Consider the following 25,479-nt stretch of genomic DNA (forward strand, 5'->3'; position numbering starts at 1 on the left):
CAGAATCGGATCAATCTTAATCAGAATTGAATCATGATTGTACGTGACTCAGAAGCGGTATTGCGCCAGCGTGGTCATCTGGTTCTGCGCCAACTGATCCAGCTCGCGCGCACTGTCCAGGGTGACGGCCGCCGCCGCATGGGCCGCTTCCGACATACGGGCAGTCTGTTCCACCTGCTGGGCGATGACGTTGCTGGCCCCTCCTTGCTCCTGAATCGCTTCGGCAATGGCGCTCATGCTGCGCGTGGTCGTGCTGGCACTCTCGCCGATGCGGCGAATGGCCTGATCGGCCTGGTCGGCACGACTGACGCCGGACTCCACCAGTTCAGCCGCCGTTTGCATCTGCTCGGTGGCGTGGCGCGAGCTTTCCACCATGGTGGCAATGGTCTGCGAGATTTCCTGGGTGGAAATGGCGGTGCGTTCGGCCAGTTTGCGCACCTCGTCGGCCACCACGGCAAACCCGCGCCCCTGCTCGCCGGCGCGTGCGGCCTCGATGGCCGCATTCAGGGCCAGCAGATTGGTCTGATCCGCGACCTCCCGAATGACCTGAATCACCGAGCTGACCTGCGCGCTGTAGCCGACCATTTCTTCAATGCTGGCGGCCGAGGTCTTGACCGCCCTCGAGATACTGCGGATGTCGTCAATGGTGTGGCCAATGATGGAGGAACCCTCATCCACCAGTGAGGCGGCCGCCTTGACCTCCTCGCGTGCCAGACGGGCCTGTTCGGCAACATGGTTGACGCTGACGGTGACCTGTTCGACGGTGGCGGCCATGCTGGCGGCGGTTTCGCTCTGCGTTTGCGAGGTGCTTGAGACCTGGTCGGCGGTCTCGGCCAGGCGGCGGGCGGCCACGGTCACCTGCTGGGCGCCATCACTCAGGCTGCGCAGATTCTGCTGCAGCCGGTCCAGCAGTCCGTTGAAGGCCATGGCCGTCAGTCCGATTTCGTCGCGGCGCAGAACCTGTGCCCGCCGCGTGAAATCCAGGCTGTGACTGACATCGGCCAGTGTGGTTTCGATACTGCCCAGGCCGCGGCGGATGGTGCGGAACAGGTTGACGGCCAGCAGGCTCGACAGCACGAAGCCGGCAACGATCACCACCAGTCCCAGGCCCAGGCCGGTGGCATAGGCGACATTGTTTTGCGCGGCCAGTGCCTCGGCCTGGTCGTAGTTGAACTTGGCGTGCTTGTCGAGGGTTTTCATCAGCTTGGCGATGCTGTCCGAGAAGGCGCCCATCAGCAGCGGGCGAGCCTCATCGCTGTGATAGGCGCGCGACTGGGTCAGGATTTTCTCGCGCAGCTCGCGCACATCCGCCATGGCGGCCTTGTCGGCCAGCAGCATCTTGCGGTCTTCCTCGTTGGCCACGTCATGCGCCAGGTAGTCCGCCATGGCCGCATCGAAAACTTTGTCATTGTCGCTGATGACCTGATCCTGCTCCGATTTGGTGCCGCCATCCTGGGCCATGACATGCTTGAGGGTGGCGCTGCGAATCTCGCTGGCGGCCCGCACGGCGGTGTTCATCACCTTGAGACTGGGGAAGGTATCGTTCTCGACATAGTTGAAGCGGGCTTGCGCCTGATGGATCTGCCAGACGCCATAGCCGCCGATCAGCAGCAGGGCGCTCAATGCTGTCAGCAGGGTCAGCGATAATTGGCGGATGATGGTCATGGCGCGCACTCCCTGTCGAACGGGGCGCGCCAGCCGGTGGTTGGCAGCCGCTCAGGCGGCCCGCGTCGTGCCGGACGGGCGCGACCAGGGCCGGCTCGTCCGCTTGTTATTGGTTTGAGTTGTCATGCAATTTGACTATTTATTTATACGTATCCTTGGCGAGACTGCAATAGTGGCCAGGGTAACTGGTTAAAAAAACCACATGTCATGATGTCGGTGTCTGGGCCGCTGCACGCCAGTGCCCGCTTTTGCCGCCTTGTTTCTCCAGCAGCCGGACGCCATCGATCTGCATGCCGCGATCCACGGCCTTGAGCATGTCGTAGACCGTCAGCAGGCCGGCCATCACGGCGGTCAGTGCTTCCATCTCCACCCCGGTGCGCCCCAGGGTTTCGGTGGTCACGGTCAGTGTGACGCGGGACAGGGTCTCGTCGATCCCGAAGTCGGCACTGACATGGGTCAGGGCCAGCGGGTGGCACAGCGGAATCAGGTGGGCGGTGTGCTTGCTGCCCTGAATGGCAGCCAGTCGTGCCACGCCGATGACGTCCCCTTTGCCGGCCCGGCCATCCAGTACCAGGCGCAGGGTGTCCGGCTGCATGCGGATATGGCCAGTGGCGGTTGCGCTGCGGCGGGTTTCCGGCTTGTCGCCGACGTCGACCATATGCGCCTGGCCAGCTTGATCGAAATGGGTGAGAGAAGACATGAATGGGCCTGTTGAATATAAAATTGGGCTAACATAACGCCTGCGCGCCCGGCCAACAAGTGGCGCGGCGAAGGCGAAATGGACAAGATGCAAAAAACCCTTGGCGTGATCGGCTGGTCAGGCAGTGGCAAAACCACGCTGATCAGGCAGCTGTTGCCGGCGCTGCAGCGGCGTGGCCTGCGCGTGTCGGTCATCAAGCATACCCATCATTCCCTGCAGCTCGATGAACCGGGCAAGGACAGCTATCAGCTGCGACAGGCCGGTGCTGCCGAGGTCATGGTGTTGTCTGCCGGCGGCTGGGCAGTGTTCGCCGATGTCTCTGCCGAGCCGACGCTCGAAGCCCAGCTGTCGCACCTGTCACCGGTTGACCTGGTGCTGCTGGAAGGGCAGAAGCAGCTGGCCTTGCCCAAGCTGGAAGTCTACCGGCCGGGCGTCGGCAAGCCGCCGCGTTATCCGGCAGACCCCCGCATCATTGCGGTGGCCAGCGATGCCGCTCTGGACGCGCCCATTCCCGTGCTGGATCTGAATGATATCGAGGCGGTGGCAGACTTTGTCGCCGACTGGAGCAGAAAGAACTGAACATGATCGTCATCCGCTATTTTGGCGTATTGAAAGAAACGCTGGGCCTGGAACAGGAACAGCTGGACTGGACGGGCGGCGACTGCCGGCAGTTGCTCAGCCAGCTGCGCGCGCGCGGCCTGGACTGGCAGGCGGCACTGGCGCCGGGCAAGGTGTTTCGTCTGGTGGTCAACCAGGTGATCGTGCGTGAGGACGGTGCCATTCCGGATGGTGCCGAGGTCGGTATCCTGCCGCCGGTCACCGGGGGCTGAGATGCAGCTGTCGATTCGCGTGGGCGAGGCGCCCTTTGACCTGGCGGCCGAAGAAGCAGCACTGACGGCACTGGCAGGCGATGCCGGGGCTGTCGTGGCTTTTGTTGGCAAGGTGCGGGGCCTGGATGGACCGCAGCCGCTGAGCTCGATGTTCCTTGAGCATTATCCCGGGGTCACGGAAAGCGAAATCACCCGGATCGCCGAGACGGCGGCGCAGCGCTGGCCGGTGCTGGCCTGCCGGGTGGTGCACCGGGTTGGCCATCTGGCCCCGGGGGAAAACATCGTGCTGGTGCTGATGGCCTCCAGTCATCGCCAGGCGGCCTTCAGTGCCGCCGAATTCCTCATGGACTACCTCAAGACCGAAGCCCCGTTCTGGAAGCGCGAATGCTTTGCCGACGGCAGCAGTCACTGGGTGGCCGCCAAGGTCAGTGATGACGACGCCTGTCAGCGCTGGCTTTGATCGCCCGCGGCTTGCCGGCGTGGTGCTGGCAGGCGGAGACGGCCGCCGCATGGGCGGATGCGACAAGGGCTGGCAGATGCTGGGCAGCCGGGCCTTGGTCGAGCACGTCTATGCCCGGCTGCATCCACAGGTCGATGCGGTCTGGATCAGTGCCAACCGCAGTCTTGAGCGCTATCGCCAGTTCGGCGCGCCGGTCTTCGGCGATGATCCGCAATGGACCGGCATGGGGCCACTGGCCGGCCTGGCCACGGTGGCAAGCCGTCTGCCCGACACGATCCGGCTGATTCAGCTGGTGCCCTGTGATACCCCCTTGCTGCCCCTGGATCTGGTCCGGCGCCTGCTGCCGGCGCTGGACGAACCCGCCTGCCTGGCCAGCTATCCACAAACCGAACGCGGACCGGAACCGCTCATGCTGCTGCTGCGGCGCGAGGCGCTTGCCAGTCTGCCCGATTATCTGCGCGAGGGCGGTCGCAGCCTGCGTGGCTGGTTGACGCAATGTGCGGCACGGACGGTGTACTTCGCCGAGCAGGATGCCTTCGCCAACGCCAATGACCCGGCCAGCCTGCAGCAGCTGACGCAGGCCATCGGCCAACTGAACGGCGCGCAATCCGCCGGACAAGGAACGACATCATGATGGATTACTACCAGGCACTGGATGCCCTGGCACAAGCGTTGACCCCGATTGACGGTCAGGAGTCGGTGCCGCTGACCGAGGCCCGGGGCCGCCGGCTGGCCGAGCCCCTGCTGGCCCGGCTGGATACGCCGGCGTTTGACAATAGCGCCATGGATGGTTACGCCCTGGCCGACCCGCAAGGCACCTTGACCCGTTTTGTGCTGCGCGGGCGCACGGCAGCAGGCGATGCACCTGCCGCGGCCCTGCAGCCTGGCGAAGCCTGGCGCATCTTTACCGGGGCGCCGGTCCCCCCGGGGACCACCGCCGTGGTGGCGCAGGAGAATGCCCGTCTCGACGGGGAGCAACTGCATCTGTCTGCGCCGCTGCCAGCAGGGCGACACATTCGGCGTCGGGCCGAAGAATTTGCCGCCGGGGCCACACTGCTGCCGGCAGGAACCACGCTGGGTGCCGCCGCCATCGCGCTGGCAGCCAGTCAGGGCAATGCCCGGCTCTCGGTCAGTCGTCCGCTGCGCGTGGCGGTGTTTTCCAGTGGCAACGAGCTCTGCGAGCCCGGCGCGACGCTGACGGCCGGCAAGATTTATGACGCCAACCGCTACCAGTTGCTGGCCTGGCTGCGCGCCATGCCGGTGACGGTGGTCGATGGTGGCATCCTGCCCGACGATCTGGCGCAAACCCGGCTGCGGCTGGCGGCCGTGGCGCAGGAGGTGGATGTCATCCTGACCAGTGGTGGCGCTTCTGTCGGCGAAGAGGATCATCTCAAGGCGGCCCTGATGCAGATCGGGCGTCTGGATGCCTGGCGTCTGGCCATCAAGCCCGGCAAGCCCTTTGCCTGGGGACGGGTGGGTCAGGCCCATGTCTTTATGCTGCCGGGCAACCCGGTGGCGACCTTTGTCACCTTTCATCAACTGGTGGCGCCGGCCCTGGGTTATCTGTCCGGCCAGCCGGCCCTGCGCGCCGAATCCTCGCGGGCACGGGCACAGTTTGCCAGTCGGGGTGAGGAAGCGCGGCGCGAATTCCTGCGCGCCCGCCTGAGTCTGAATGCCGAGGGTGAGCCGCAAGTCAGCCTGCTGGATGGTCAGGGATCCGCCATGTTGCGGGCGTGCGCCGAGGCCGATTGTCTGGTGGAGGTGCCGCCGCAGACAGCGGTGGCGCAGGGCGACTGGCTGACTGTCTATCCGCTGCGCCAGGGGTGATCAGGCGGCCTGACGTTCGCTCGCCAGGGCGGTGACAAAACCGTTTTGTTCGTAGCTGGCGCTGATGGCAGCCAGTCTGTCCGGTTGCTGTCCCAGCTCGTCCGGCAGCAGGATGCCAATGCGGCAGGGCAGCCCCAGCCGGGTCAGAATGTCGCGGAAGACTGTGCCATGGCCGCTCTGGACGCCATCGATCAGTGCCATGCTGACCGGCAGGTAGACCAGTTGCCGGGCGTTGACCCGGCCGGACAGATTGAGCAGGTGAATCGAGCGCGCAAAGCGATCGAGCACCACTGCCGTCTCGCTGGCACGGCACAGGGCAATGACATCGGCTTCACGCACCGTCTGCCCGCCGGGGGCGCGATAGCGCGTGCGGGCCAGCCAGCTGTCCTCGCCCAGCGGCAGCATTTCACTTTCAATGCGGTGTTTCAGAAACAGGCCGGCGTAGCCGCCCTGGCCGTCCGCCACAATGGGGAAATGGCTGAAGTACTGCGCTTGTACCCGTTCGGCAAAATGCATCAGGCGTTCGTCCATGGCTCGGCTTTCTGCCACTGTGCCCCGGCCTTGCGGCCGCAGAACTCCAGCGGCCAGTCCTGCCGCTGGGCCTCCTGTCGTACGCGCTTGCACAGATTGTGATTCACATAACCCAGCATGATGACGATCAGGTCGACCTGACGGGGGAAACTGCGGCGGCAGTCCCCGGTCTTGCGCCCCTGCCAGTGTTCTACCTGATCATAGCCGCGGGCGGCCAACTGGCGCCTCACGGTTTCCACGGTATCGCCGCCGACAATCAGTGCTTTCATCATGCTGCTCCCGGTCATGTAGGCCTTACTGCGCCTGGATCTGGTCGAAGATGCCGCCGTCGTTGAAGTGTTTGGCCTGAGTGCTGCGCCAGTCACCGAAGGTGCTCTTGAAGGTGAACAGCTTCAGTTTGGGGAACTGGTTGGCGTAACGCGCGGCGATGGCTTTGTCCAGCGGACGGTAGTAGTGCGCGGCTACCAGGGTCTGGCCTTGCGGCGAGTACAGATAATTCAGATAGGCTTCCGCCACTTTGCGGGTACCGTGGGCGTCAACGTTCTTGTCTACCACCGCTACCGGTGGCTCCGCCAGGATACTTTCCGACGGGGTCACGATCTGAACCTTGTCCGGACCGAGTTCCTTGATGGACAGCAGTGCTTCGTTTTCCCAGGCCAGCAGTACATCGCCCTGACCGCGCTCGACGAAGGTAATGGTGGCACCACGGGCGCCGGTATCGAGGATCGGTACGTTCTTGTACAGCGCCTTGACGAAGTTGCGCGCGGCAGTCTCGTTGCCCTTGTTGTGATGCAGGGCATAGCCCCAGGCGGCCAGGTAGTTCCAGCGTGCGCCGCCGGAGGTCTTCGGATTTGGCGTGATGACCTGAACGCCAGGACGGATCAGGTCATTCCAGTCGCGGATGTTTTTCGGGTTGCCCTTGCGTACCAGGAAGACGATGGTCGAGGTGTAGGGCGAGCTGTTGTTCGGCAGACGGGCCTGCCAGTTTTTGGCCAGCAGGCCGTTGTCAGCCAGCGTGTCGATGTCGTAACCGAGGGCCAGGGTCGCCACGTCCGCGCCGATGCCATCCAGAATGGTGCGGGCCTGCTTGGCCGAGCCGCCGTGCGATTGCCGGACGGTGACATCCTGGCCGGTGGTCTTTTTCCAGTAGTCGGCAAAGGCCTTGTCGTAGCTTTGATAAAGCTCGCGGGTCGGGTCGTAGGAAACATTCAGCAGGGTGGTGGCGGCCTGTGCCGTCACCAGGCTGAAGGCCAGCAATACGCCGGCCAGAACAGGGGATTTGCGGGGCATGCGACTCTCCGGACAGTAGGGATGTCTGAGAGTCTAGCCAGATTTTATATTCCAAAGAAATGGTAAATTAATATTTTTACATTCCAATTGGAAATAAGGTTTATTGTGAGGCCGGCGTGGGGAAGCGCTTGACGCGTCGGATCGGAACAACCGTCTTGTTGCCGGAGGCATCCGTCTTGCGCTGAACCTGCTTCTTGCTGCTCTTCTTGCCGGAAGATTCGGCACGATGGATGTGGACGGGCGGCGCCGCCTCGTCATCATCCAGATCCATGATGTAGGTCGAATTTCCGCTGGCGCGGTTCTGTACCTGGGCACTGGCATTTTGCGCGCCACCAGGCTTGGGGACGGGCATGGCTTGCGCCGCACCCAGCACAATCAGCAATGCCGCCGTAATCAGTCTTTTCACGGTCGGGTCCTGTGTTGTTTCCGCCGCTGACGGCATGCGTCTGCGGGAGTATCTCTCTAGATTTGTGTTCCTTCGGAACACTTGTGCCAAAAATCGGCTTTGATTTGAATGAATTATCGGAAACGGGCTGTCAATCGTCTGTTGGCGGAATGTGTTGATATGTAATGGAATGTACATGCGGCGGGGCGCGGCTTCAGGACGAGCCAGCGGGCTTGCCGGGTGGCAATGCTTGCTTTCACTGCCGGAATCGCCGATACCGAATAAATGTCGCGAACATGTTGAGCCATGGCCATCAGGGGAGGTCATGCCGCCGGATCGCGTTCCGGAGTCGATTGCCGGCCAGCCCGGCTTTGAAACGGTACTTTATGCTGCCTGCCCCCATTCCTGATAACGAGTCTCTGCGCCTAGCAGCGCTGGATTCCTTTGACTTGCTCGATACCCCTGCCGAAGAGCGTTTCGACCGGCTGACGCGGGTGGCTGCCCACGCCCTGTCGATGCCGATGGCGCTGATCACCTTCGTGGCCAGTGACCGACAGTGGTTCAAGTCGCGTGTGGGGTTGACGCAGGCCCAAACCCCGCGTGACTGGTCATTCTGTGCCCATGCCATTCTGCTGGACGAGCCGCTGGTGGTGCCTGATACCCGGCTGGATGAGCGCTTCTATGACAATCCCATGGTGCGTGATGCGCCGGCCATTCGTTTCTATGCCGGTGTGCCCTTGAGGCTGGCCTATGGTGTCAAGATCGGCACGCTGTGCGTGATGGACACCCGCCCGCGAACCCTGAGCGAAGGGGAGCTGGCCATCCTGCTGGACCTGGCACGCGTGGTGGAAGAAACCGTACAGCAGGACCGCATGACGCTGGCGCGGCCGAGTGAATTCGGTTTGCTGGCCAGCGCGCAGCGCGCGTCGCTACTCGATGCGGTCACGGGCTGCTGGAACCGGGCCGGCTTCGAGGCGCTGCTGCAAGCCGAAGTCGAGCATGCGCGCCAGCACGATCTGCCTTTTGCCATGCTGTTGCTCTCCGTCGAGCCAACCGGCATTCAGGATGAGCTGGTGATGGCGGAGGTCGCCAGCCGTTTGCGGCGGGTCGTACAGGGGGTGGGGACGGTGGCGCGTTTTGCGCCGGAGTGTTTCGTCCTGCTGGTGTCGCCTTGTGATCGTCCCATGCTGGGAAGGGTGCAGCGCCGGGTGCGCACGGCGGTGCAGGATCGGCACTTGGCCATCGCCGGGCGTGAACATCTCAACGTCAGCACCGGCGCGGCGGTCGTCTCGCGGCCGGGCTTCGATGTGGCGCTGGCCCTGGTCGATGCCGACCGGCGTCTGCGTCAGGCACGACAGCGTGCCGCCAGCAGCCGGGCGAGCGAGGACCCGGCTCGGGAGGGGTGAGGCCCCTCAGGCATCCAGGCCGCTTTGCACCAGTTCCGCCGCCCGGATCAGGGCGCGCGCCTTGTTCTGGGTTTCCTGCCACTCCGATTCAGGGACCGAATCCGCCACGATCCCGGCGCCGGATTGCACATAAAGCATGTTGTCCTTGATGACACCGGTACGGATGGTAATGGCCAGATCCATGTCGCCACTGAAGGCCAGATAGCCGACCGCGCCGCCATAGATGCCGCGCTTGGTCGGCTCCAGCTCGTCGATGATTTCCATGGCGCGGATTTTCGGTGCGCCCGACAGCGTGCCGGCCGGGAAGGTGGCTCGAATCACGTCAATGTTCGGTACCTGCGCACTGACGCGGCCTTCGACACTGGAAACAATGTGCATCACGTGAGAGTAGCGCTCGATCACCATCTTGTCGGTCACCTGTACCGAGCCGGTTTCCGCCACACGCCCGATGTCATTGCGGCCCAGGTCGATCAGCATCACGTGCTCGGCAATTTCTTTCGGATCGGCCAGCAACTCGTTGGCCAGAGCCAGGTCCGCCTCGCGGGTCGCCCCCCGCGGACGGGTGCCGGCCAGCGGGCGGACCGTGGCCATGCCATCGCTGCGTCGTACCAGTATTTCCGGCGAGGAACCGACCAGATGGAAATCGCCGAAATGGTAGAAAAACATATAGGGAGAGGGGTTGAGGCTGCGCAATGCACGATACAGCGTCAGGGGGGGCTCGCTGAATTGCATCTGCATGCGCTGGGCCAGCACCACCTGCATGATGTCGCCGTCCTGAATGTAATGCTTGCTCTGTTCGACCGCGCTCATGAACGCCTCGGCGCCAAACTCCGATACCGCGCGGCTGCCCTTGGCCGGCAGCGACAGCGGGATGTCGACCGGATTGCGCAGCCGTGCGCGCAACTGCCCCAGGCGCGACTGCGCCACCAGATAGGCATTCGGCTCTTCCGGGTCGGCATGCACCACCAGATACAGCTTACCCGACAGATTGTCGAAAACCGCCACCTCTTCCGACAGCAGCAACAGGATGTCCGGCGTCCCGACCGGGTCATGCTTCTGTTTGTCTGCCAGACGTTTTTCGATATAACGCACCGTGTCATAGCCGAAATAACCGACCAGACCCCCGGTGTTGCGCGGCAACCCCTGCGCCGGCGCGACGCGGAAGCGTGACTGATATTGGTGGATGAAGTCGAGCGGATTGCCCTGATGGCGTTCGATGACTTCGCCGTCACGTTCGACCTGGACGCTGCCGTTTTGAACCCGCAGGCAGGTGCGGCAGGGGAGGCCAATGAAGGAGTAGCGACCGAAACGCTCGCCGCCGACCACGGATTCCAGCAGATAGGAGAAAGGCTGATTGGCCAGCTTGAGATACACCGACAGCGGCGTGTCCAGATCGGCGAACAGCTCCAGCATCACCGGAATCCGGTTGTAGCCCTGTCGCGCCAGATCGTCGAATTCGCTCTGTTTCATGTTTGGCTGTGTCCCTGCTTGTTGTTGTCAGCCAGCGACTTGCGCACTGACCGCTGTGTTGTGCAGGTCATTCTTGCCGAATTTTCCGACTAAGTAAATTTTATCGCCAGAGAGCCGACCCGCAGGTCGGTTCTCTGGCGGTGATTTGATGACTGGTTGCTTAGGAATGGGTTGGCCAGTCGGCGTTATTGCTCACTGCACCCAGATGGCCGCTGTCGAAATCGGCGCTCGTGCCACCATAGATTTCCGGCAGATAGTCACCCAACTGAGTCGCATTGACCGGCTGTTGATCCCACGGCCAGCGGTAGCAGGTCGCATTCACCGGGTTGCCCTGCCAATTGGCGGCCGAAACCTTGTAACGCAGGATGATGCCGTAGTCCGGGCTGCCCAGCAGGAAGCCCTTGTACTTGCCCCAGGTCACTACCGGCGGCACTGAAGGGTCGGTGTGTTCGTAAGACGCCAGCAGCTGTGTCGTGCTGTCCGGAGCAAAGAACACATAGGCATAGCCATCCTTGTCCTTGTACTTATTCATCATTCTGGCGTTAACCGTCCAGTACTGCAGGGTCGGATTGGGGTTGTTGGTATGGGCGCCAACGCTGAAATACCGTGCCTGATAATTGCCGAATACGGTGTCGGGGTGATCGCTGTCAATGAAGGTGGTTGGCACCTTCATGCGCATGATCATCACCTGGTTGTTCGGGTTGACCGTATTGGTGAACGGATTCGCATTGGGATAGGCAATCAGATAGCTGGATGAGCAACCGTCCGGGGCGCGCTCATCCAGGAAGTTGCCGGCGCTGGAAGTGTCCTGGTCGGGACGGTAGACCGGGATGAATCCATCCGAATCATCACGTGTGGATTTTGCCGGTACGGGTACGGCAGGACGCGCTTCTGGCTGGTGTGGTGTTTCGGCGCTGGTTCGTGCGGCTGTCTGAGCGGTGTTGTTGCCCGTTGGTTCCGGATAGGCAAAGACCGATGCGGCGCCAGGCAGGTAGGGGTTGCAATCGCCCCCCAGATCCTTGTCATAAATTTCCGTTTGCTGGTCGTTCGACCAGGCATACATCACCAGACTGATCGAGGCCGTCTGGTCGTAGGGGCCGGCGATGGTGACCGGCGTGTTGGCGTACCCTGCAGGGAGCCTGACCATGTAGTACTGGGCAAACTGGTCGTAGCCCATCTGGTAGGCGCCATGATTGAAGTTGTAATAGTTGCCGTGATCCCAGCCCTTGGTGCCATACAGGCTCAATACGACCGGCTGGACGGTTTGGCCGGCGACGGTGACTGTTGGTAGCCTGGCGGGGGACTCCCAGCCTGTTTCGCTGCCATTCCCCCACTTTTGGTAGTAACGGAACACCAGGTCAACTTCGGAGGGATAGTACGAAGCCATCGGAATATTGAATGACTTGCTGAAGCTCGGCATGCTGCTCAGCTGACAGGTGGCGCTGGTTTCGACAACGTTCCCTGCCCAGCTGGGGGCACATTGGACCAATGCCAGCAGAGCCATGGCTCTGCCGGCATTCCGGATGGTGGCGAAAGATGATTGCATGGAATTTCCCGAATCGTTAGTGAGCTGTCGGGATGAGGCCGACAGGGTATCGTTCCTAGAACTGGCAGGCGTGAAAGGCTTGCCAGTCGGATAATCTACCGACTCGGTGGAGGAAAAAACTGATCAAAAACTGCCGCAGAATGATGGTGCCGGGAGGGTATGAAAAAGCCCTCCGTCAGGGAGGGCCGGGTGATCGGATGTTCGAATCGTCGGTTACGGCATGTCAGATGGCCGGCACGGCCGGCTTGATCATGTCGTACAGCGCTTCCAGTGAGTCCACCACCACGTCGGCACCGAGCTTTTCGGCGTCGGCATAGCCGTAGCGCACCAGCGCCACCGGGCAGCCGGCGTTGCGCGCCGCCAGGACGTCATTGGCCGAATCGCCCACCATGAGCAGTTCTGCCGGTGCAATGCCGAAAGACTGGCTGGTGTGCAGCAGCGGCAGGGCGGACGGTTTTTTCTCCGGCAGCGTATCACCGCCGATGATCAGGGCGAAGTCATCCGCCAGGCTGAGTTCCTGCAGCAGCGGCTGAGCCAGGCGCTCCGACTTGTTGGTGACCACGGCCAGCGGCAACTGCAGTGCCTTGAGCAGGCTCAGGCCGGTGGTGACGCCGGGATAGACGGTGGTGCCAACCGTCAGATGGGCGCGATAGTACTGGATAAAGAAGCGGAAGCCTTCTTCCCATTGTTCGTGCGGCGCCAGGGCATCGCGTTCGTCGGTGATGGCCCGATGCACCAGGCTGGCCAGACCATCGCCCACATGCTCGCGGATGCGGTCATGCTGCAGGGCCGGCATGCCCAGATGGGCGCGCATGGCATTGGCGGCGGCGATCAGATCGGGCAGGGAGTCGACCAGGGTGCCATCGAGATCGAAGGCAATGGCCTTGATGTGTTCAAGTTTCATGAGGCGTCAGCAGAGATAGAAAGGTTACGAATGTCGATGACCGGCTCGCGGCCGAAATCGGCATGATGCAGATAGTGCAGGATGCGGGCAGCAGCCTGCGCCGGCCCGCTCAGGCCACCCTCGGCCTTGAGGGCGTCAAAACGGTCGCGTTGCGGGAAATCCTGCGGGTCGCTGGCGCGGATGCGTGCCTGCATCTCGGTATCGATCACGCCGGGGTAGAGCGACACCACGCGTGCCCCGTTGGGCTGGGCCGCCTGTTCCAGTGCGGCATGGCGGCTGAAGTGATCGAGTCCCGCCTTGCTGGCACCGTAGATCCCCCAGCCCGGATAAGCGTGCGCAGCCGCTCCGGAGGAGATGTTCAGTACGCGCAGATCCTGGGTCAGGCGCGCGGCCGACGCCAGGAAGGCGTTGGTCAGCAACACCGCAGACAGCAGGTTGATGTTGAAGGCATCAATCACCGCCTGGGCCGGGTAGTGGCCGGCCAGGGCCATCGGGGTGACCACGCCGGCATTGTTGATCAGGCTGAGCGAGGAAAACGGGCCGTCGCCCAGCGCGGCCAGCAGTCGCGGCATCAGGCCGGCCACTTCGTCCGGCTGGCTCAGATCCGCCGCCACGAAGACAAAATGGCCGGGCAGGGGCTCGGCCGGGGCCTGCCGGGCGATGCCGACAACCGTCGCGCCCTCGGCCAGCAACTGGCGGGTCATCGCCAGTCCGAGGCCGCGCGAGCAGCCGGTGAGCAGATAGCCGCGCATCAGGCGACTCCGGCCAGTTCGCGACGCATGGCATCGATGGCGGCACGATAGTCGGGCGCATTATAGATGGCCGAACCGGCCACAAAGGTGTCTGCCCCGGCCTGGGCGATGCGGGCAATATTGTCGGCCTTGACGCCGCCATCCACTTCCAGCCAGATCTCGCCGCCGTGCTCGGCGGTCCAGGCATCGATGCGCGCACGCGCGGCACGGATCTTGTTCAGGCTCTCCGGAATGAAGGACTGACCGCCAAAGCCCGGGTTGACCGACATGATCAGCACCATGTCGATCTTGTCCATGACGTGATCCAGATAGTGCAGCGGGGTGGCCGGGTTGAATACCAGGCCGGCCTTGCAGCCCTGGTCACGGATCATGCCCAGCGTGCGGTCGATATGTTCGGAGGCTTCCGGATGGAAGGTGATCAGGTTGGCGCCGGCTTTGGCGAACATCGGCACCAGACTATCGACAGGCTTGACCATCAGGTGTACGTCGATCGGCGCTTCCGTGTGCGGTCGAATGGCCTCGCAGATCATCGGGCCCATGGTCAGGTTCGGGACGTAATGATTGTCCATCACGTCAAAATGAATGATGTCGGCGCCGGCGGCGATCACGTCACGAACTTCTTCGCCCAGACGGGCGAAATCGGCGGAGAGCAGGCTGGGTGCAAGGCGATAGGTCGGTTGCATGGCGTTCGGGCAGAAAGTGTTCGGGAAGGCGTTATTGTAACCCGCCGCATGCGCCTTGTTCGCATAATATAATGAGGAAATCCCTGTAAAGCCGATGCCGGTTGCCCCGGATAGCGGGTAAACTGGCGAAATGCCGCATCAGAAAATAGGAGAGACCATGTCGGACAAACAACTGGCATTTCAGGTGCAGCCCGAAGCCGTCTACGCAGAAGACCAGTCGGATGTGGCCACCGATGTCTATGTGTTCCGCTACCACATCCGCATCATCAATACCGGTAATGTCGCCGCCCAGCTGATCAGCCGCCACTGGATCATCACCGATGCCAACGAGCAGGTGCAGGAGGTGCGCGGCATGGGGGTGGTGGGCGAACAGCCGCGTATCGAACCAGGCCAGACCTACGAATACAGCAGCGGCACCACGCTCGGCACGCCCTATGGCAGCATGCGTGGCCGCTATCATCTGGTGAGTGACGATGGTCAGCGCCATGAGGTGGAAGTCCCGGAGATGCAACTGGTCGCCCATCGCGTCTTGCACTGATCCAGAAACAAAGGTTTTTCATGCGTTTCACACATAGCGGCCCGGCGCCGACCGACCGGCACGACTGGCAGACCCTGCGTACCCTGTTTCCCTATCTGCTGCAGTTCAAATGGCGCCTCGGGCTGGCACTGTCCTGCCTGATTCTGGCCAAGGTGGCCACCGTCACCACCCCGCTGTACCTCAAGCATGTCATCGATGCCCTGTCGGTGCCGGCCACCCTGCTGGCCGTGCCGGTGGCGGCGCTGGCCGGCTATGGTCTGGCCCGCCTGATGTCCAGCCTGCTGGCGGAACTGCGCGATGCCATCTTTGCCAAGGTCATCCAGGGGACGGTACGCACGGTCGCCCGCACTGTGTTTGAACACCTGTTCCGCCTGTCGCTGCGCTTTCATCTGTCGCGCCAGACCGGCGGCATGAGCCGCGACATCGAGCGCGGCACCCGGGGCATCGGCTTCCTGCTCAATTTCACGGTGTTCAACATCCTGCCGACCCTGCTGGAAATCGCCATGGTGACCGGCATTCTGCTCTCGCGTTATCAGGGCTGGTTTGCCGTCGCCACCCTCGGCACCATCGTCGTCTACATCGTCTTTACCCTGTCGGTGACCGAGTGGCGCACCGTTTTCCGCCGCAGCATGAACGACCTCGATTCGCGCGCCAATGCCAAGGCCATTGACGCGCTGATCAATTTCGAGACGGTGAAATACTTCAATAACGAAGGCTACGAATCGCGCCGCTACGACCGCAACCTGGCCGACTGGGAGGCTTCTGCCGTCAAAAACCAGGTGTCTCTGTCCCTGCTCAATGCCGGGCAGGGCGCCATCATCGCCATCGGTGTCACTCTGGTGATGAGCATGGCGGCCCGTGGCGTCGTGCAGCACACCATGAGCGTCGGCGACGTGGTGCTGGTAGCCACCTACATCACCCAGTTGTATGCGCCGCTGAATTTTCTCGGCTTCGTCTATCGCGAAATGAAGCATTCGCTGGCGGACATGGAACGCATGTTCACCATTCTGTCCTCCGAGGCCGAAGTGACCGACCGGCCCGATGCCCGGGTACTGACCTCACGTGACATTGCCGTGCGCTTCGAGGCGGTCGACTTCGGTTATGACGCCGACCGGCAGATCCTGCATCAACTCAGCTTCGAAATTCCCGCCGGCAACACGCTGGCGGTCGTCGGGGCCAGCGGCGCCGGCAAATCCACTCTGGCGCGTTTGCTGTTCCGCTTCTACGACCCGACTGCCGGACGCATCACCTTCAATGGTGTCGATACCCGCGATCTGACCCAGGATTCGCTGCGTGCCCACATCGGCATCGTGCCGCAAGACACCGTGCTGTTTAACGACAGCATCTACTACAACATCGCCTATGGCCGCCATGACGCCAGCCGCGAAGAAGTCATCGAGGCGGCGCGTTCGGCCCGCATCCACGAATTCGTCATGAGCCTGCCCAAGGGCTACGACACTCAGGTCGGTGAGCGCGGCCTCAAACTCTCCGGCGGGGAAAAACAGCGCGTCGCCATTGCGCGCACCCTGCTGAAAAACCCGCCCATCCTGATTTTCGACGAAGCCACCAGTGCGCTCGACTCGCATACCGAAAAGGCCATTCAGCAGGAGCTGACGGAAATTGCCACCAATCGCACCACGCTGATGATCGCCCACCGACTGTCCACCATCGTCGATGCGGACCAGATTCTGGTGCTGGATGGCGGCCGAGTGATCGAGCAGGGCACCCATCGGGAACTGCTGGCCAAAGCAGGTCGCTACGCAGAAATGTGGCGCCTGCAGCAGGAACAGCGCAACGATTTGTCGCCGGTTGAGATGGGTCAATAAGCTTTATATTATTTTCTATTCCATCGTGGTAAAGTTCTGCCATTCCCCGACGAGAGTGGCGAGAGACCCGCTCCCTGGGAATGCGTCGCGTGCTGGCTGGTCCCTTACCGCCCGGCAGTGCTTTCACCGTACTGCTTGCAAGCATGGCGCCATTTGCAATCCGCTCAAATAGCTCATAGGAAGTAGTGCAATGGTTATTGCCGAACTCGAACCCAAAGCGGTCTGGGAACATTTCCAGACCTTGTGCGACATTCCGCGTCCTTCCAAGCACGAAGAACAACTGCGCGATTACCTCAAAGGCTGGGCTGACCTCAATGGCCTGGAATCGGTGATTGACGCTGCGGGTAACCTGATCATCCGCAAGCCGGCTACCCCGGGCATGGAAAACCGTGTCGGCGTGGTCATGCAGGGCCACCTGGACATGGTGTGTCAGGCCAATGCCGGCACCGAACACGATTTCTTCAAGGATCCGATCCGTCCGGTACTGAAGGATGGCTGGCTGATCGCTGAGAACACCACCCTGGGCGCCGACAACGGCATCGGCGTGGCACTGGCCATGGCGGCCCTGGTCAGCAAGGACATCAAGCACGGCCCGATCGAAGCCCTGTTCACCCTGGATGAAGAGCAAGGCATGGGCGGCGCCATTGGCCTGGAAACCGGCCTGCTCAAGGGCAAGTTCATGCTCAACCTCGATACCGAGGAATGGGGTGAGTTCTATATGGGGTGTGCCGGCGGCATCGACGTTAATGTCGAACGTCAGTACGCCACCCGCGCCGTTCCGGCCGGCTACCAGGTTGTGCGTCTGGCCGTGACCGGCTTGCGCGGCGGCCACTCCGGTGCCGACATTCACCTCGGCCGCGGCAATGCCAACAAGATCCTGCTGCGCGTGATGAACGACCTGGGTCGTGAAACCGACCTGTGCCTGGCCGGCTTCACCGGCGGTACCGCCCGCAACGCCCTGGCACGCGAAGCCTTTGCCGTCGTGGCCGTTCCCAAGGCCGACCTGGGCAAGGTTGCCGGCCTGCTGGATTCGATGCAGCAAGTACTGCGTGAAGAATATGCCGGCATCGACGACGGCGTGACCCTGGGTTGCAGCGACGACAAGGCCGACAGCGTGCTGGCCGCCGATGACCAGAAGGCCATCCTGTCCGCGCTGCATGCCTCGCCGCATGGCGTCAAGGCCATGAGCGCCCGCGTCACCGGCGTGGTGGAAACCTCCAACAACGTTGGCGTGATCCGCATCAATGACGGCAAGATGACCGCCAACTTCATGGTTCGCTCGCTGAACAACTCGGGCACCATGATGCTGGCCAACGAAATCATCAGCCTGTTCTCGTTGATCAACGCTGAAATCAGCACCGAAGGCGGCTATCCGGGCTGGGCGCCGAATCCGTCCTCCAAGCTGCTGGCGCTGTGCCGCGAAGTCTACAAACGTGACTTCAAGGCCGAGTCCAACGTCAAGGTGATTCACGCCGGTCTGGAATGCGGCATCATCGGTTCCAAGTACCCGCAAATGGACATGGTGTCTTTCGGCCCGAACATCCGTGGCGCTCACGCCCCGGGCGAACGCGTTGAAGTCGAGTCGGTCGGTTACTGCTGGGAACTGGTCAAGGCCATCCTGGCGGAAGTGCCGGTTGCCTGAGTCAGAACGACGCCGCTCGCGTCACACAAAAACGCCGATCAGCACTGATCGGCGTTTTTTTTCGATATCTTTCCGTTGTTTTGCCACAGCAAGTCATCCGGTTAGCCATCAGACTGATGGCTTCGATCAAGACTGTCTGAGCGATCTACCATGCACATTGAATCGTCGCTGAAAAAATGGTTTTCCTGTCTTGCTCCGGCAGACCCGCCAAACAGCCAAGCCCTGCTGGATGACCTCCAGCGACAAGGCATTCAAACGGCGCAAGACATTCCCAGGTATGTCTGCGCTCTGGCAGAACAACTGGGGCGACACAAGCCGGAAGTGGTCGCGCAACATCTGATCGCCTTCAAGCAGGCCATTCATACATTCAAGTCGAATTTACCCAGTGACGGCAAGGAAGTCGCCGGCCCGGCCAAAGTGATGCAGGCTGTCCAGTCAGTGGATTTTGATGGCCTGGATTTGCGGGCGATGCGAGCGATCCGACAGTTTTGCCGCAGGAACGGAGCCCTGGAAACACCGTATCGTCAGGATGTGGCGTTACATACATTGTCGCAAAACGAGTTCAGTACGCTTGGCCTGTGTATGGCGCAGGCACTGGCGATCAAGCGGTATCAGGCATGCTGCGGCGGTGATGCTCAAAGCATCAAGGCCAAGCTGAACGAGCCGGGGCAACAGTCGACTGCGCTCTACCAGAGTATTAGCGCCGATACAACGGCGCTCGGGGAGTGGGTGGAAAACACGAAAGACGTACTGCCGCATGGTTACGAGATATCTCCGTGTGCAAACTGAAATCGGCGCTGTTCGCCTGTCTGCTGTCGGGCCATGGAGAGCGGGAAAAATGATGTCGGGCGCGCTGACTTGCCCCGTGTCAGGGAGGCCACCCACAATCGGCCTTTTCCTGCTCAGGTTCCGCGCCGATGTTTATTGCCCACTTGCCTGCTGGCTATCTGCTGACTGTTCGACTGTATGCCCACCTCTGTCCTCAGCTTAACTGGCGACTTTTTTTGTGTGTCGGCCTGTTTGGTGCCATCGCCCCCGATCTGGATTTGCTGTACGGCTATCTGATCGATCAGGGCAGGGTCCACCATCACCGCTACCCCAGCCACTGGCCGGTGAGTTGGGGGCTGCTTTTACTCCTTGCCAGCCGCTGGCTGCACTGGCGCCGCTCGGTCGCCGCGATGCTGCTGCTGATTTTCAGCCTCAACGGCCTGCTGCACCTGCTGCTGGATTCCGTGGTGGGCGATATTTGGTGGCTGGCACCCTGGCTGGACCGGCCCTTTGCCCTGGCCACGGTGAGCGCGCGTTATCAGCCCTGGTGGCTCAACTTTCTGCTGCATTGGTCGTTTCTGCTCGAACTGTTATTGCTGGCGCTGGCCTGGCGCAGGCTGCGCCGGCGCCGGTCCGGCGTCTGATATGATTCAGTCATTTTTCAGAGAATCCGCCATGGAAGACTGCCAGCGACTGCGCGCGATCGTGCGCCAAAACGCCACCTTCATGCAGGCCCTGACCCTGCTGCGCCAGCAGGCGCTGCCCGATGGCTGGATCGGGGCCGGTGCCGTGCGCTCGCTGGTGTGGGATGCGCTGACCGGGCAGCCGGACTGGCGCGTGCCGGGCGACATGGATGTCTGCTATTTCGATGAGCGGGACCTGAGTGCCGACACTGAACGCGGCTATCAGGTCAGCCTGCGCACACTCTGCCCGGACTTGCCCTGGGAAGTCTGCAATCAGGCGAGGGTGCATCTGTGGTATCCCCAAGCCTTCGGCAAGACCGTTCCGCCGCTGCGCAATATGCATGAGGCCGTGGCCAGCTGGCCGGAGTATGCCACCTGCGTCGCCGTGCGCCTCACTGCGCAGGATGATATCGAGCTGCTGGCCCCGCATGGCCTGGAGGATCTGTTTGCCCTGCGTATTCGCCACAATCCGGTCCGGGCCAGCCTGGCCGATTTCCGGCGCCGCCTGGCCAGCAAACGCTTTGATCAGCGCTGGCCAGGGGTGCACATCATCGAGCCCTGAGTATCACGTTTCTTGATCCAGCGCAGTGCCGGGACTTGACCGCAGGGGGCTGGCTGTTTAGTATGCAAACAAATGTTTGAGTAGCGGACAATTGTTTGCCATGACCGAACGAGAGCAGGAAATTCTGGCGCTGCTGCGTCAAGACCCGCTGATCCCGCAACAGCAACTGGCGGACCAGCTGGGTATCAGTCGCTCCGCCGTGGCGGGGCATATCATGAACCTGATGCAGAAGGGCTATATCCTCGGCAAGGGATATATCCTGTCCAGCCAGCGCTACGTCGTTTTACTCGGCGGCGCCAATATGGACATCCGCGGCAGCACCCCCGCACCGCTGCGCCTGGCCGATTCCAATCCCGGCAAGGTCAGCTGCTCCCCGGGGGGCGTGGCGCGCAATATCGCCGAAAACCTGGCCCGTCTGGGCGCCGATTGCCGGCTGATCAGCTGCGTAGGGGACGACCTCTATGGCCGCTCCCTGCTGGAAACCACTCAGCGCGCCGGTGTTGACGTGCGCCCGTGCGTGGTGCTGCCCGATGCCGCCACCTCGACCTATCTGTCGATCCACGGCCCGGACGGCGACATGTCCATCGCCATCAACGATATGGACATCCTGCAGCGCCTCGATGCCGCCACCCTGGCGCCGCAGCGCGAACTGGTGCGCCATGCCGGGCTGATCGTCGCCGATACCAACCTCACCCCCGAGGCGCTGGCCTGGCTATTTGCCGAAGCGCGCGACATTCCGGTCTTCGTCGATACCGTCTCTGCCTTCAAGGCCGAGCGCATCCGCCCCTGGCTGAGCCAGATCCATACCCTCAAGCCCAACCGTCTGGAAGCCGCCACCCTGTCCGGCCTGCCGCTGGACAGCGCCACCGACGTAGCTGCTGTGGCGCACTGGTTCCATGACCAGGGGGTACGCCAGCTGATCCTCAGCATGGGCAGCGAGGGCGTGTACTACAGCAATGGCAGCCAGCAGGGCTGGAGCCCTGCGCCCAGCGTCGACATCGTCAACGCCACCGGCGCCGGGGATGCCCTGATGGCCGGTCTGGCCTGGGGCTGGCTGCAGGAACTGACACTGGCCGAGACCCTGCCACTGGCCCAGGCCTGCGCCGCACTGACCCTGAGCTGCGCAGCCACCAATAACCCGACCCTGTCGCTGGCCGCCGTCCAGCATCTGTCCCGAACCCTGACGCCTACGGAGTAAACACCATGCAACACACTTACCTGGACATCCATCCCGAAGTTGCCGCTGCCCTGGCCGCCAATCGCCCGGTGGTGGCGCTCGAGTCCACCATCATCTCGCACGGCATGCCGTACCCGCAGAACGTAGAAACCGCCTTGCGCGTCGAAGCTGAAGTGCGCGCCCACGGTGCAGTACCGGCGACCATCGCCATCATCGACGGCCGCCTCAAGGCCGGCCTGTCGCCGGAAGAAATCGAATACCTGGGCAAATCCGGCCGTGAAGTGGTCAAGGTCAGCCGCCGTGACATTCCGTTCATCGTCGCCGCGCGCCAGACCGGCGCCACCACCGTGGCCTCGACCATGATCGTCGCCGCCATGGCCGGCATCCGTGTCTTTGCCACCGGCGGCATCGGCGGCGTGCACCGCGGCGCCCAGCAGAGCTTCGACATCTCGGCCGACCTGCAGGAACTGGCGCAAACCCCGGTCACCGTCGTCTGCGCCGGAGCCAAGTCCATCCTCGACCTCGGCCTGACGCTGGAATATCTGGAAACCAATGGTGTGCCGGTGATCGGCTATCAGACCAACAAACTGCCAGCCTTCTTCACCCGTGAAAGCGCCTTCGGCGTCGACTATCGCCTGGATGCACCGGGTGACATCGCTGCTGCCATGAAGGCCAAGTGGGACATGCAGCTCAAGGGTGGCATGGTGGTCGCCAACCCGATTCCGCATGAATTTGCCATGCCGAGCGACAAGATCGACGCCGCCATCGAACAGGCGCTGGCCGAAGCACAGACGCAAGGCATCAGCGGCAAAGAATCCACACCGTTCCTGCTGGCACGCGTGTGCGAACTGACCGGCGGCAACAGCCTGGCATCCAACATCCAGCTGGTACTGAACAACGCCCGCCTCGGCGCCGCCATCGCCCGCGAATACTGCATCCTGGGGTGATCTAAGCCGCAATAGGACGGGGTCAGGTCTTGTATTTTGCATTCCGCGCAAAATACAAGACCTGACCCCGTCCTTTATCCTTGTTTATCAGTCGGTGCGGTGAGGGTAGAGCTGACAGCCCGGGTCGTGGTCATTCACCACGCCGGTGGCCTGAAGGTAGGCATAGATGATGGTCGAGCCGACAAAGCGCATGCCGGCCCGTTTGAGTTCGCGGCTGATCTGGTCCGACAGCGGGCTGGTGGCCAGTGACTGAAACTGTCCGGCCGGCTGGATTTGCACCTGGCCGCCGACATGGCTCCACAGCCAGGTGTCAAAGGAACCATGCTCGCGCTGCAGGGCCAGAAACACCCGTGCATTGTCACGCGTACTGCTGACCTTGGCCCGGTTGCGGATGATGCCCGGGTCCTGCAGCGCCAGGGCCAGCTCTTCATCGCTCATGGCCGCCACCCTGGCCGGGTCAAAGCCATGAAACACCCGCCGGTAGCCTTCGCGCCGCTTGAGAATGGTGAACCACGACAAGCCGGCCTGCGCGCCCTCCAGAATCAGCATCTCGAACAAATGACGGTCATCGTGTTGAGCACGACCCCACTCCTGATCGTGGTAGGCCTGATACAGCGGGTCGGTGCTGCACCAGCGGCAGCGTGCGGGTTGGGCATGCATGTTTGGCTCCAATGGGATACACCGCTCAGATTTTGACACCCAGCTCACGCAGCCGCTCGGCCAGATACGCCCGCGCCGTATAACGCGAAGACAGCACGACCTCCGGGCGCGGATGCAGAAACAGCGGCAGCGAGATGCGACTCTTGCGCGCGCCTTCCCCAGTCGGGTTCACCACCCGGTGCTGGGTGGAGGGGTAGTAGCCGGCAGAAGCCTCTTGCAGCATGTCGCCGATATTCACCACCAGCGTGCCGAAGTCGCATGGCACATCGATCCATGCGCCGTCCTTGTCCTGCACCTGCAGGCCCGGCTCATTCGCCGCCGGCAGAATCGTCAGCAAGTTGATATCGCCATGGGCTGCCGCCCGCAGCGAACCGGCCGGCTCCTGGCCGGTCAGCGGCGGATAGCGCAGCACCCGCAGCAAGGTCTGCTGGCTGTCAGCGATCATCTGTGACAGTGGCTCGGTGTAATGTGCGGCAATCTCGGCCGGCGTGTATTGCTCGACCCAGCCCAGCAGCTCCTGCGCCAGCCCGTTGGCAATGCGGTAGTACTCAACGGCATCGGCCTTGAGTCCTGGCGGAATGCGACCCCAGGGGTAAATGTGGAAGTATTCCTTGATGTCCTTGACGCTGGCGCCTTTGGCGGTTTCCGAGACCTCGGGTGAGAACCAGCCATCCTGCTTTTCGACGGAAAAGGCGTAATCGTGTTTTTCGCTGCTGTTGAAGAACGCCAGCCAGTCGGCATAGATCTTCTCGACCAGGGCTTGCGGGATCGGGTGGTTGGTCAGTACGCCGAAGCCGGTTTCGTGCAGCGAACGGGTAAATTGCGCCGCTGCATCCGGGGCGCGGTAATCGACAACGCGGACATTCATCGGGGTGGATTTCCTGAGAGATAAGGCGCCGCCAGGCAAGAACGGGACGGGCGCCAGCGGCGCATTGTAACGACAAAAGCATGAGTGGCCAAGCCGATGGCATATCCGGCCGGGGCGGGGAGATCGCCCCGGCGCGTACCACAATCAACCAAATTTGGCTGCGTGTTGCTGCAGTGCCTGCAGCAACAGCCGCACGTTTTCCTGAATCTTGCCGTCGGTCAGATTACCGTCGGCATCGAACTGACCGGCAAAGGCGTTGGCAAACACCTCCGGTTTGTTGAGCAGATGCAGATCAAGAAATACGCACACCTGGCGCAGATGCAGCTGGGCACGCGAACTGCCCATGCCACCGGCAGCCCCCATCATGGCCGCCGGTTTGCCCGCCAGCAGCTTGTTGCCTTCGGCTCGCGATGCCCAGTCCAGCGCATTCTTCAATGCTGGTGCCAGCGAGTAGTTGTATTCGGTACAGCCAAACAGCAAGGCATCGGCCGCATCGATCTGGGCCAGCAAGGTCTGTACCGCCGGCGGTTGGGTCGACAGATCGCTGTTATAGAACGGCACCTCATGCAGATCGGCAATGGTGATCTGCATGCCTTGCGGTGCATTGGCCTGGGCGTAACGCAGCAAACCCATATTGGTGGACTGGCGGCGCAGACTGCCGCAAATGGCGAGAACCTGCATGTGGGGCTCCTTGTCGGGTGGTAAAAGGACGTGGTGGTTTACTCAGCATAGTGCATGAGGGACGGGGCGCGGGGTTGTGATTTACCCCTGGGCGGGAACTAAGCTGCGCATGGCTGAATGCGCGATCTGCTCAGGATCAGATATGTGACAGTATGTGGCAGAAGTGCTGCACAGCTCTTGCAGTGTCCGACTGATGGGGTGACTGGGTTTGTTGTGTAAGTGGCTGAAATGGAAAGGTAAAGTAAGTAATGTCTGTGGCATTGAGCGTTTTTTATGAATAATTAAAAGGCATTCTTTAATTAGATGGAGTAGAAAGCCTAAGTCGTTTTCACTTAAAGTCACAATAGAATGACCTTTAGGGAAAACCTTGCAGCTTAAGAGTTTTAATTAAAAAGTGTAAGTGAGGGAATCCAGCAGCGATTGCGCGAGGGATGGGTGATCTCAATGCCCGTCAAGCGGCAGCTCTTGAGGAGCTGCCAGGGTTTGGCTCACAGACAATTCTTCATAAGTCATTTGGTCAACGAGACTTGGCAGCTCTTTCGGCTGCCACAGGCGACGAATTTGCAATGTTCAGCGCAGGTGGTCGGCGTTTGGTCATGCGCGGTGATTTTGAATCTGTTCCCATAACACCAGAAATTGCTGCTGACTTGGCTAGTAAAGGTTGGCGCTGGTCTAGCC

Annotated in this window: 28 protein-coding genes; 14 read left to right on the plus strand and 14 right to left on the minus strand. The window is 61.9% G+C overall.

Annotated features, from left to right (window positions below):
- Positions 1–48: 48 nt before the first annotated feature.
- Positions 49–1,665, minus strand: a complete 1,617-nt coding sequence (locus JNO51_RS07500; RefSeq protein WP_215782390.1) for a methyl-accepting chemotaxis protein — start codon at positions 1,663–1,665, stop codon at positions 49–51.
- A gap of 205 nt (positions 1,666–1,870) precedes the next feature.
- On the minus strand, positions 1,871–2,365 hold the full coding sequence (moaC, locus tag JNO51_RS07505) for a cyclic pyranopterin monophosphate synthase MoaC (RefSeq protein WP_215782391.1): 495 nt from the start codon (positions 2,363–2,365) through the stop codon (positions 1,871–1,873).
- Between the two features lie 87 nt (positions 2,366–2,452).
- Here moaC and mobB point away from each other — a divergent pair, with 87 nt between their 5' ends.
- Genes mobB through glp form a run of 5 tightly spaced genes read left to right on the plus strand, consistent with a single transcriptional unit; the run spans position 2,453 to position 5,482 of the window.
- Positions 2,453–2,944 (plus strand): molybdopterin-guanine dinucleotide biosynthesis protein B, encoded by a 492-nt coding sequence (mobB, locus tag JNO51_RS07510; protein ID WP_215782392.1) that lies wholly within the window; start codon positions 2,453–2,455, stop codon positions 2,942–2,944.
- A 2-nt stretch (positions 2,945–2,946) separates the two neighbouring features.
- Complete coding sequence (locus tag JNO51_RS07515) at positions 2,947–3,195, plus strand: MoaD/ThiS family protein (RefSeq protein ID WP_215782393.1); 249 nt, start codon at positions 2,947–2,949, stop codon at positions 3,193–3,195.
- A 1-nt stretch (position 3,196) separates the two neighbouring features.
- Positions 3,197–3,655, plus strand: coding sequence for a molybdenum cofactor biosynthesis protein MoaE (locus tag JNO51_RS07520; protein ID WP_215782394.1), 459 nt, complete (start codon positions 3,197–3,199; stop codon positions 3,653–3,655).
- Positions 3,627–4,289, plus strand: coding sequence for a molybdenum cofactor guanylyltransferase MobA (gene mobA / locus JNO51_RS07525; protein ID WP_215782395.1), 663 nt, complete (start codon positions 3,627–3,629; stop codon positions 4,287–4,289). Before JNO51_RS07520 ends, mobA begins: the two co-directional genes overlap by 29 nt.
- Entirely contained in the window at positions 4,286–5,482 is a 1,197-nt protein-coding gene (gene glp / locus JNO51_RS07530) for a gephyrin-like molybdotransferase Glp (RefSeq protein ID WP_215782396.1), read from the plus strand. Before mobA ends, glp begins: the two co-directional genes overlap by 4 nt.
- Here glp and JNO51_RS07535 read toward each other — a convergent pair whose 3' ends face one another.
- The 4 genes from JNO51_RS07535 to JNO51_RS07550 form a co-directional block, all read right to left on the minus strand.
- A complete protein-coding gene (locus JNO51_RS07535; RefSeq protein WP_215782397.1) occupies positions 5,483–6,013 on the minus strand; it encodes a hypothetical protein in 531 nt (176 codons plus the stop codon).
- Positions 5,998–6,285: a DUF2325 domain-containing protein gene (locus JNO51_RS07540; protein ID WP_215782398.1), complete on the minus strand. Its 288-nt coding sequence runs from the start codon at positions 6,283–6,285 to the stop codon at positions 5,998–6,000. The genes JNO51_RS07535 and JNO51_RS07540 overlap by 16 nt, the downstream gene beginning before the upstream one ends.
- Positions 6,286–6,307: 22 nt before the next feature.
- Positions 6,308–7,303 (minus strand): sulfate ABC transporter substrate-binding protein, encoded by a 996-nt coding sequence (locus JNO51_RS07545; RefSeq protein ID WP_215782399.1) that lies wholly within the window; start codon positions 7,301–7,303, stop codon positions 6,308–6,310.
- A gap of 100 nt (positions 7,304–7,403) precedes the next feature.
- Positions 7,404–7,709: a hypothetical protein gene (locus tag JNO51_RS07550; RefSeq protein WP_215782400.1), complete on the minus strand. Its 306-nt coding sequence runs from the start codon at positions 7,707–7,709 to the stop codon at positions 7,404–7,406.
- A gap of 428 nt (positions 7,710–8,137) precedes the next feature.
- On the opposite strand from JNO51_RS07550, the gene JNO51_RS07555 reads away from it, so the two are divergent.
- Positions 8,138–9,094: a GGDEF domain-containing protein gene (locus JNO51_RS07555; protein ID WP_252346209.1), complete on the plus strand. Its 957-nt coding sequence runs from the start codon at positions 8,138–8,140 to the stop codon at positions 9,092–9,094.
- Between the two features lie 6 nt (positions 9,095–9,100).
- On the opposite strand, the gene trpE is transcribed toward JNO51_RS07555, so the two are convergent.
- From trpE to rpe, 5 genes are all read right to left on the minus strand, one after another.
- A complete protein-coding gene (gene trpE, locus JNO51_RS07560; RefSeq protein WP_215782402.1) occupies positions 9,101–10,564 on the minus strand; it encodes an anthranilate synthase component I in 1,464 nt (487 codons plus the stop codon).
- Positions 10,565–10,724: 160 nt separating this feature from the next.
- A complete protein-coding gene (locus JNO51_RS07565) occupies positions 10,725–12,110 on the minus strand; it encodes a hypothetical protein (protein ID WP_215782403.1) in 1,386 nt (461 codons plus the stop codon).
- 223 nt (positions 12,111–12,333) lie between these two features.
- Positions 12,334–13,014 carry a phosphoglycolate phosphatase gene (locus JNO51_RS07570; protein WP_215782404.1) on the minus strand — a complete coding sequence of 227 codons (681 nt, stop codon included), beginning with the start codon at positions 13,012–13,014 and terminating at the stop codon, positions 12,334–12,336.
- Entirely contained in the window at positions 13,011–13,766 is a 756-nt protein-coding gene (locus JNO51_RS07575) for an SDR family NAD(P)-dependent oxidoreductase (RefSeq protein WP_215782405.1), read from the minus strand. Before JNO51_RS07575 ends, JNO51_RS07570 begins: the two co-directional genes overlap by 4 nt.
- Positions 13,766–14,449 (minus strand): ribulose-phosphate 3-epimerase, encoded by a 684-nt coding sequence (gene rpe / locus JNO51_RS07580; RefSeq protein ID WP_215782406.1) that lies wholly within the window; start codon positions 14,447–14,449, stop codon positions 13,766–13,768. Before rpe ends, JNO51_RS07575 begins: the two co-directional genes overlap by 1 nt.
- Positions 14,450–14,606: 157 nt before the next feature.
- Between rpe and apaG the strand changes: the two genes are divergently transcribed.
- The 8 genes from apaG to JNO51_RS07620 all read left to right on the plus strand — a co-directional run bounded on the left by apaG (position 14,607) and on the right by JNO51_RS07620 (position 22,592).
- On the plus strand, positions 14,607–14,987 hold the full coding sequence (apaG, locus tag JNO51_RS07585) for a Co2+/Mg2+ efflux protein ApaG (protein WP_215782407.1): 381 nt from the start codon (positions 14,607–14,609) through the stop codon (positions 14,985–14,987).
- Between the two features lie 20 nt (positions 14,988–15,007).
- Positions 15,008–16,813 (plus strand): ABC transporter ATP-binding protein/permease, encoded by a 1,806-nt coding sequence (locus JNO51_RS07590; RefSeq protein WP_215782408.1) that lies wholly within the window; start codon positions 15,008–15,010, stop codon positions 16,811–16,813.
- A gap of 190 nt (positions 16,814–17,003) precedes the next feature.
- The gene (locus JNO51_RS07595; RefSeq protein WP_215782409.1) at positions 17,004–18,455 is read left to right on the plus strand and encodes an aminoacyl-histidine dipeptidase; all 1,452 of its coding nucleotides are present in this window, start codon (positions 17,004–17,006) and stop codon (positions 18,453–18,455) included.
- Between the two features lie 150 nt (positions 18,456–18,605).
- Positions 18,606–19,244 carry a hypothetical protein gene (locus JNO51_RS07600; protein ID WP_215782410.1) on the plus strand — a complete coding sequence of 213 codons (639 nt, stop codon included), beginning with the start codon at positions 18,606–18,608 and terminating at the stop codon, positions 19,242–19,244.
- A 128-nt stretch (positions 19,245–19,372) separates the two neighbouring features.
- On the plus strand, positions 19,373–19,867 hold the full coding sequence (locus JNO51_RS07605; RefSeq protein ID WP_215782411.1) for a metal-dependent hydrolase: 495 nt from the start codon (positions 19,373–19,375) through the stop codon (positions 19,865–19,867).
- Between the two features lie 31 nt (positions 19,868–19,898).
- Positions 19,899–20,468 carry a nucleotidyltransferase family protein gene (locus tag JNO51_RS07610; RefSeq protein WP_215782412.1) on the plus strand — a complete coding sequence of 190 codons (570 nt, stop codon included), beginning with the start codon at positions 19,899–19,901 and terminating at the stop codon, positions 20,466–20,468.
- A gap of 100 nt (positions 20,469–20,568) precedes the next feature.
- Positions 20,569–21,666: a PfkB family carbohydrate kinase gene (locus tag JNO51_RS07615; RefSeq protein WP_215782413.1), complete on the plus strand. Its 1,098-nt coding sequence runs from the start codon at positions 20,569–20,571 to the stop codon at positions 21,664–21,666.
- Positions 21,667–21,671: 5 nt separating this feature from the next.
- A complete protein-coding gene (locus JNO51_RS07620) occupies positions 21,672–22,592 on the plus strand; it encodes a pseudouridine-5'-phosphate glycosidase (protein WP_215782414.1) in 921 nt (306 codons plus the stop codon).
- An 87-nt stretch (positions 22,593–22,679) separates the two neighbouring features.
- On the opposite strand, the gene JNO51_RS07625 is transcribed toward JNO51_RS07620, so the two are convergent.
- The 3 genes from JNO51_RS07625 to JNO51_RS07635 form a co-directional block, all read right to left on the minus strand.
- Positions 22,680–23,252, minus strand: a complete 573-nt coding sequence (locus JNO51_RS07625) for a DNA-3-methyladenine glycosylase I (RefSeq protein WP_215782415.1) — start codon at positions 23,250–23,252, stop codon at positions 22,680–22,682.
- A gap of 25 nt (positions 23,253–23,277) precedes the next feature.
- Positions 23,278–24,120, minus strand: coding sequence for an isopenicillin N synthase family oxygenase (locus JNO51_RS07630; protein WP_215782416.1), 843 nt, complete (start codon positions 24,118–24,120; stop codon positions 23,278–23,280).
- Positions 24,121–24,264: 144 nt separating this feature from the next.
- On the minus strand, positions 24,265–24,801 hold the full coding sequence (locus JNO51_RS07635) for an NADPH-dependent FMN reductase (protein WP_215782417.1): 537 nt from the start codon (positions 24,799–24,801) through the stop codon (positions 24,265–24,267).
- Positions 24,802–25,479: the final 678 nt, after the last annotated feature.

It is taken from the genome of Paludibacterium sp. B53371, from assembly GCF_018802765.1.
Lineage (GTDB): Bacteria > Pseudomonadota > Gammaproteobacteria > Burkholderiales > Chromobacteriaceae > Paludibacterium.

Coding starts and splice junctions, on each gene's coding strand:
- JNO51_RS07500 (WP_215782390.1), bottom strand. CDS start 1,665: ATGACCATCATCCGCCAATTATCGCTGACCCTGCTGACAGCATTGAGC.
- moaC (WP_215782391.1), bottom strand. CDS start 2,365: ATGTCTTCTCTCACCCATTTCGATCAAGCTGGCCAGGCGCATATGGTC.
- mobB (WP_215782392.1), top strand. CDS start 2,453: ATGCAAAAAACCCTTGGCGTGATCGGCTGGTCAGGCAGTGGCAAAACC.
- JNO51_RS07515 (WP_215782393.1), top strand. CDS start 2,947: ATGATCGTCATCCGCTATTTTGGCGTATTGAAAGAAACGCTGGGCCTG.
- JNO51_RS07520 (WP_215782394.1), top strand. CDS start 3,197: ATGCAGCTGTCGATTCGCGTGGGCGAGGCGCCCTTTGACCTGGCGGCC.
- mobA (WP_215782395.1), top strand. CDS start 3,627: ATGACGACGCCTGTCAGCGCTGGCTTTGATCGCCCGCGGCTTGCCGGC.
- glp (WP_215782396.1), top strand. CDS start 4,286: ATGATGGATTACTACCAGGCACTGGATGCCCTGGCACAAGCGTTGACC.
- JNO51_RS07535 (WP_215782397.1), bottom strand. CDS start 6,013: ATGGACGAACGCCTGATGCATTTTGCCGAACGGGTACAAGCGCAGTAC.
- JNO51_RS07540 (WP_215782398.1), bottom strand. CDS start 6,285: ATGATGAAAGCACTGATTGTCGGCGGCGATACCGTGGAAACCGTGAGG.
- JNO51_RS07545 (WP_215782399.1), bottom strand. CDS start 7,303: ATGCCCCGCAAATCCCCTGTTCTGGCCGGCGTATTGCTGGCCTTCAGC.
- trpE (WP_215782402.1), bottom strand. CDS start 10,564: ATGAAACAGAGCGAATTCGACGATCTGGCGCGACAGGGCTACAACCGG.
- JNO51_RS07565 (WP_215782403.1), bottom strand. CDS start 12,110: ATGCAATCATCTTTCGCCACCATCCGGAATGCCGGCAGAGCCATGGCT.
- JNO51_RS07570 (WP_215782404.1), bottom strand. CDS start 13,014: ATGAAACTTGAACACATCAAGGCCATTGCCTTCGATCTCGATGGCACC.
- JNO51_RS07575 (WP_215782405.1), bottom strand. CDS start 13,766: ATGCGCGGCTATCTGCTCACCGGCTGCTCGCGCGGCCTCGGACTGGCG.
- rpe (WP_215782406.1), bottom strand. CDS start 14,449: ATGCAACCGACCTATCGCCTTGCACCCAGCCTGCTCTCCGCCGATTTC.
- apaG (WP_215782407.1), top strand. CDS start 14,607: ATGTCGGACAAACAACTGGCATTTCAGGTGCAGCCCGAAGCCGTCTAC.
- JNO51_RS07590 (WP_215782408.1), top strand. CDS start 15,008: ATGCGTTTCACACATAGCGGCCCGGCGCCGACCGACCGGCACGACTGG.
- JNO51_RS07595 (WP_215782409.1), top strand. CDS start 17,004: ATGGTTATTGCCGAACTCGAACCCAAAGCGGTCTGGGAACATTTCCAG.
- JNO51_RS07600 (WP_215782410.1), top strand. CDS start 18,606: ATGCACATTGAATCGTCGCTGAAAAAATGGTTTTCCTGTCTTGCTCCG.
- JNO51_RS07605 (WP_215782411.1), top strand. CDS start 19,373: ATGTTTATTGCCCACTTGCCTGCTGGCTATCTGCTGACTGTTCGACTG.
- JNO51_RS07610 (WP_215782412.1), top strand. CDS start 19,899: ATGGAAGACTGCCAGCGACTGCGCGCGATCGTGCGCCAAAACGCCACC.
- JNO51_RS07615 (WP_215782413.1), top strand. CDS start 20,569: ATGACCGAACGAGAGCAGGAAATTCTGGCGCTGCTGCGTCAAGACCCG.
- JNO51_RS07620 (WP_215782414.1), top strand. CDS start 21,672: ATGCAACACACTTACCTGGACATCCATCCCGAAGTTGCCGCTGCCCTG.
- JNO51_RS07625 (WP_215782415.1), bottom strand. CDS start 23,252: ATGCATGCCCAACCCGCACGCTGCCGCTGGTGCAGCACCGACCCGCTG.
- JNO51_RS07630 (WP_215782416.1), bottom strand. CDS start 24,120: ATGAATGTCCGCGTTGTCGATTACCGCGCCCCGGATGCAGCGGCGCAA.
- JNO51_RS07635 (WP_215782417.1), bottom strand. CDS start 24,801: ATGCAGGTTCTCGCCATTTGCGGCAGTCTGCGCCGCCAGTCCACCAAT.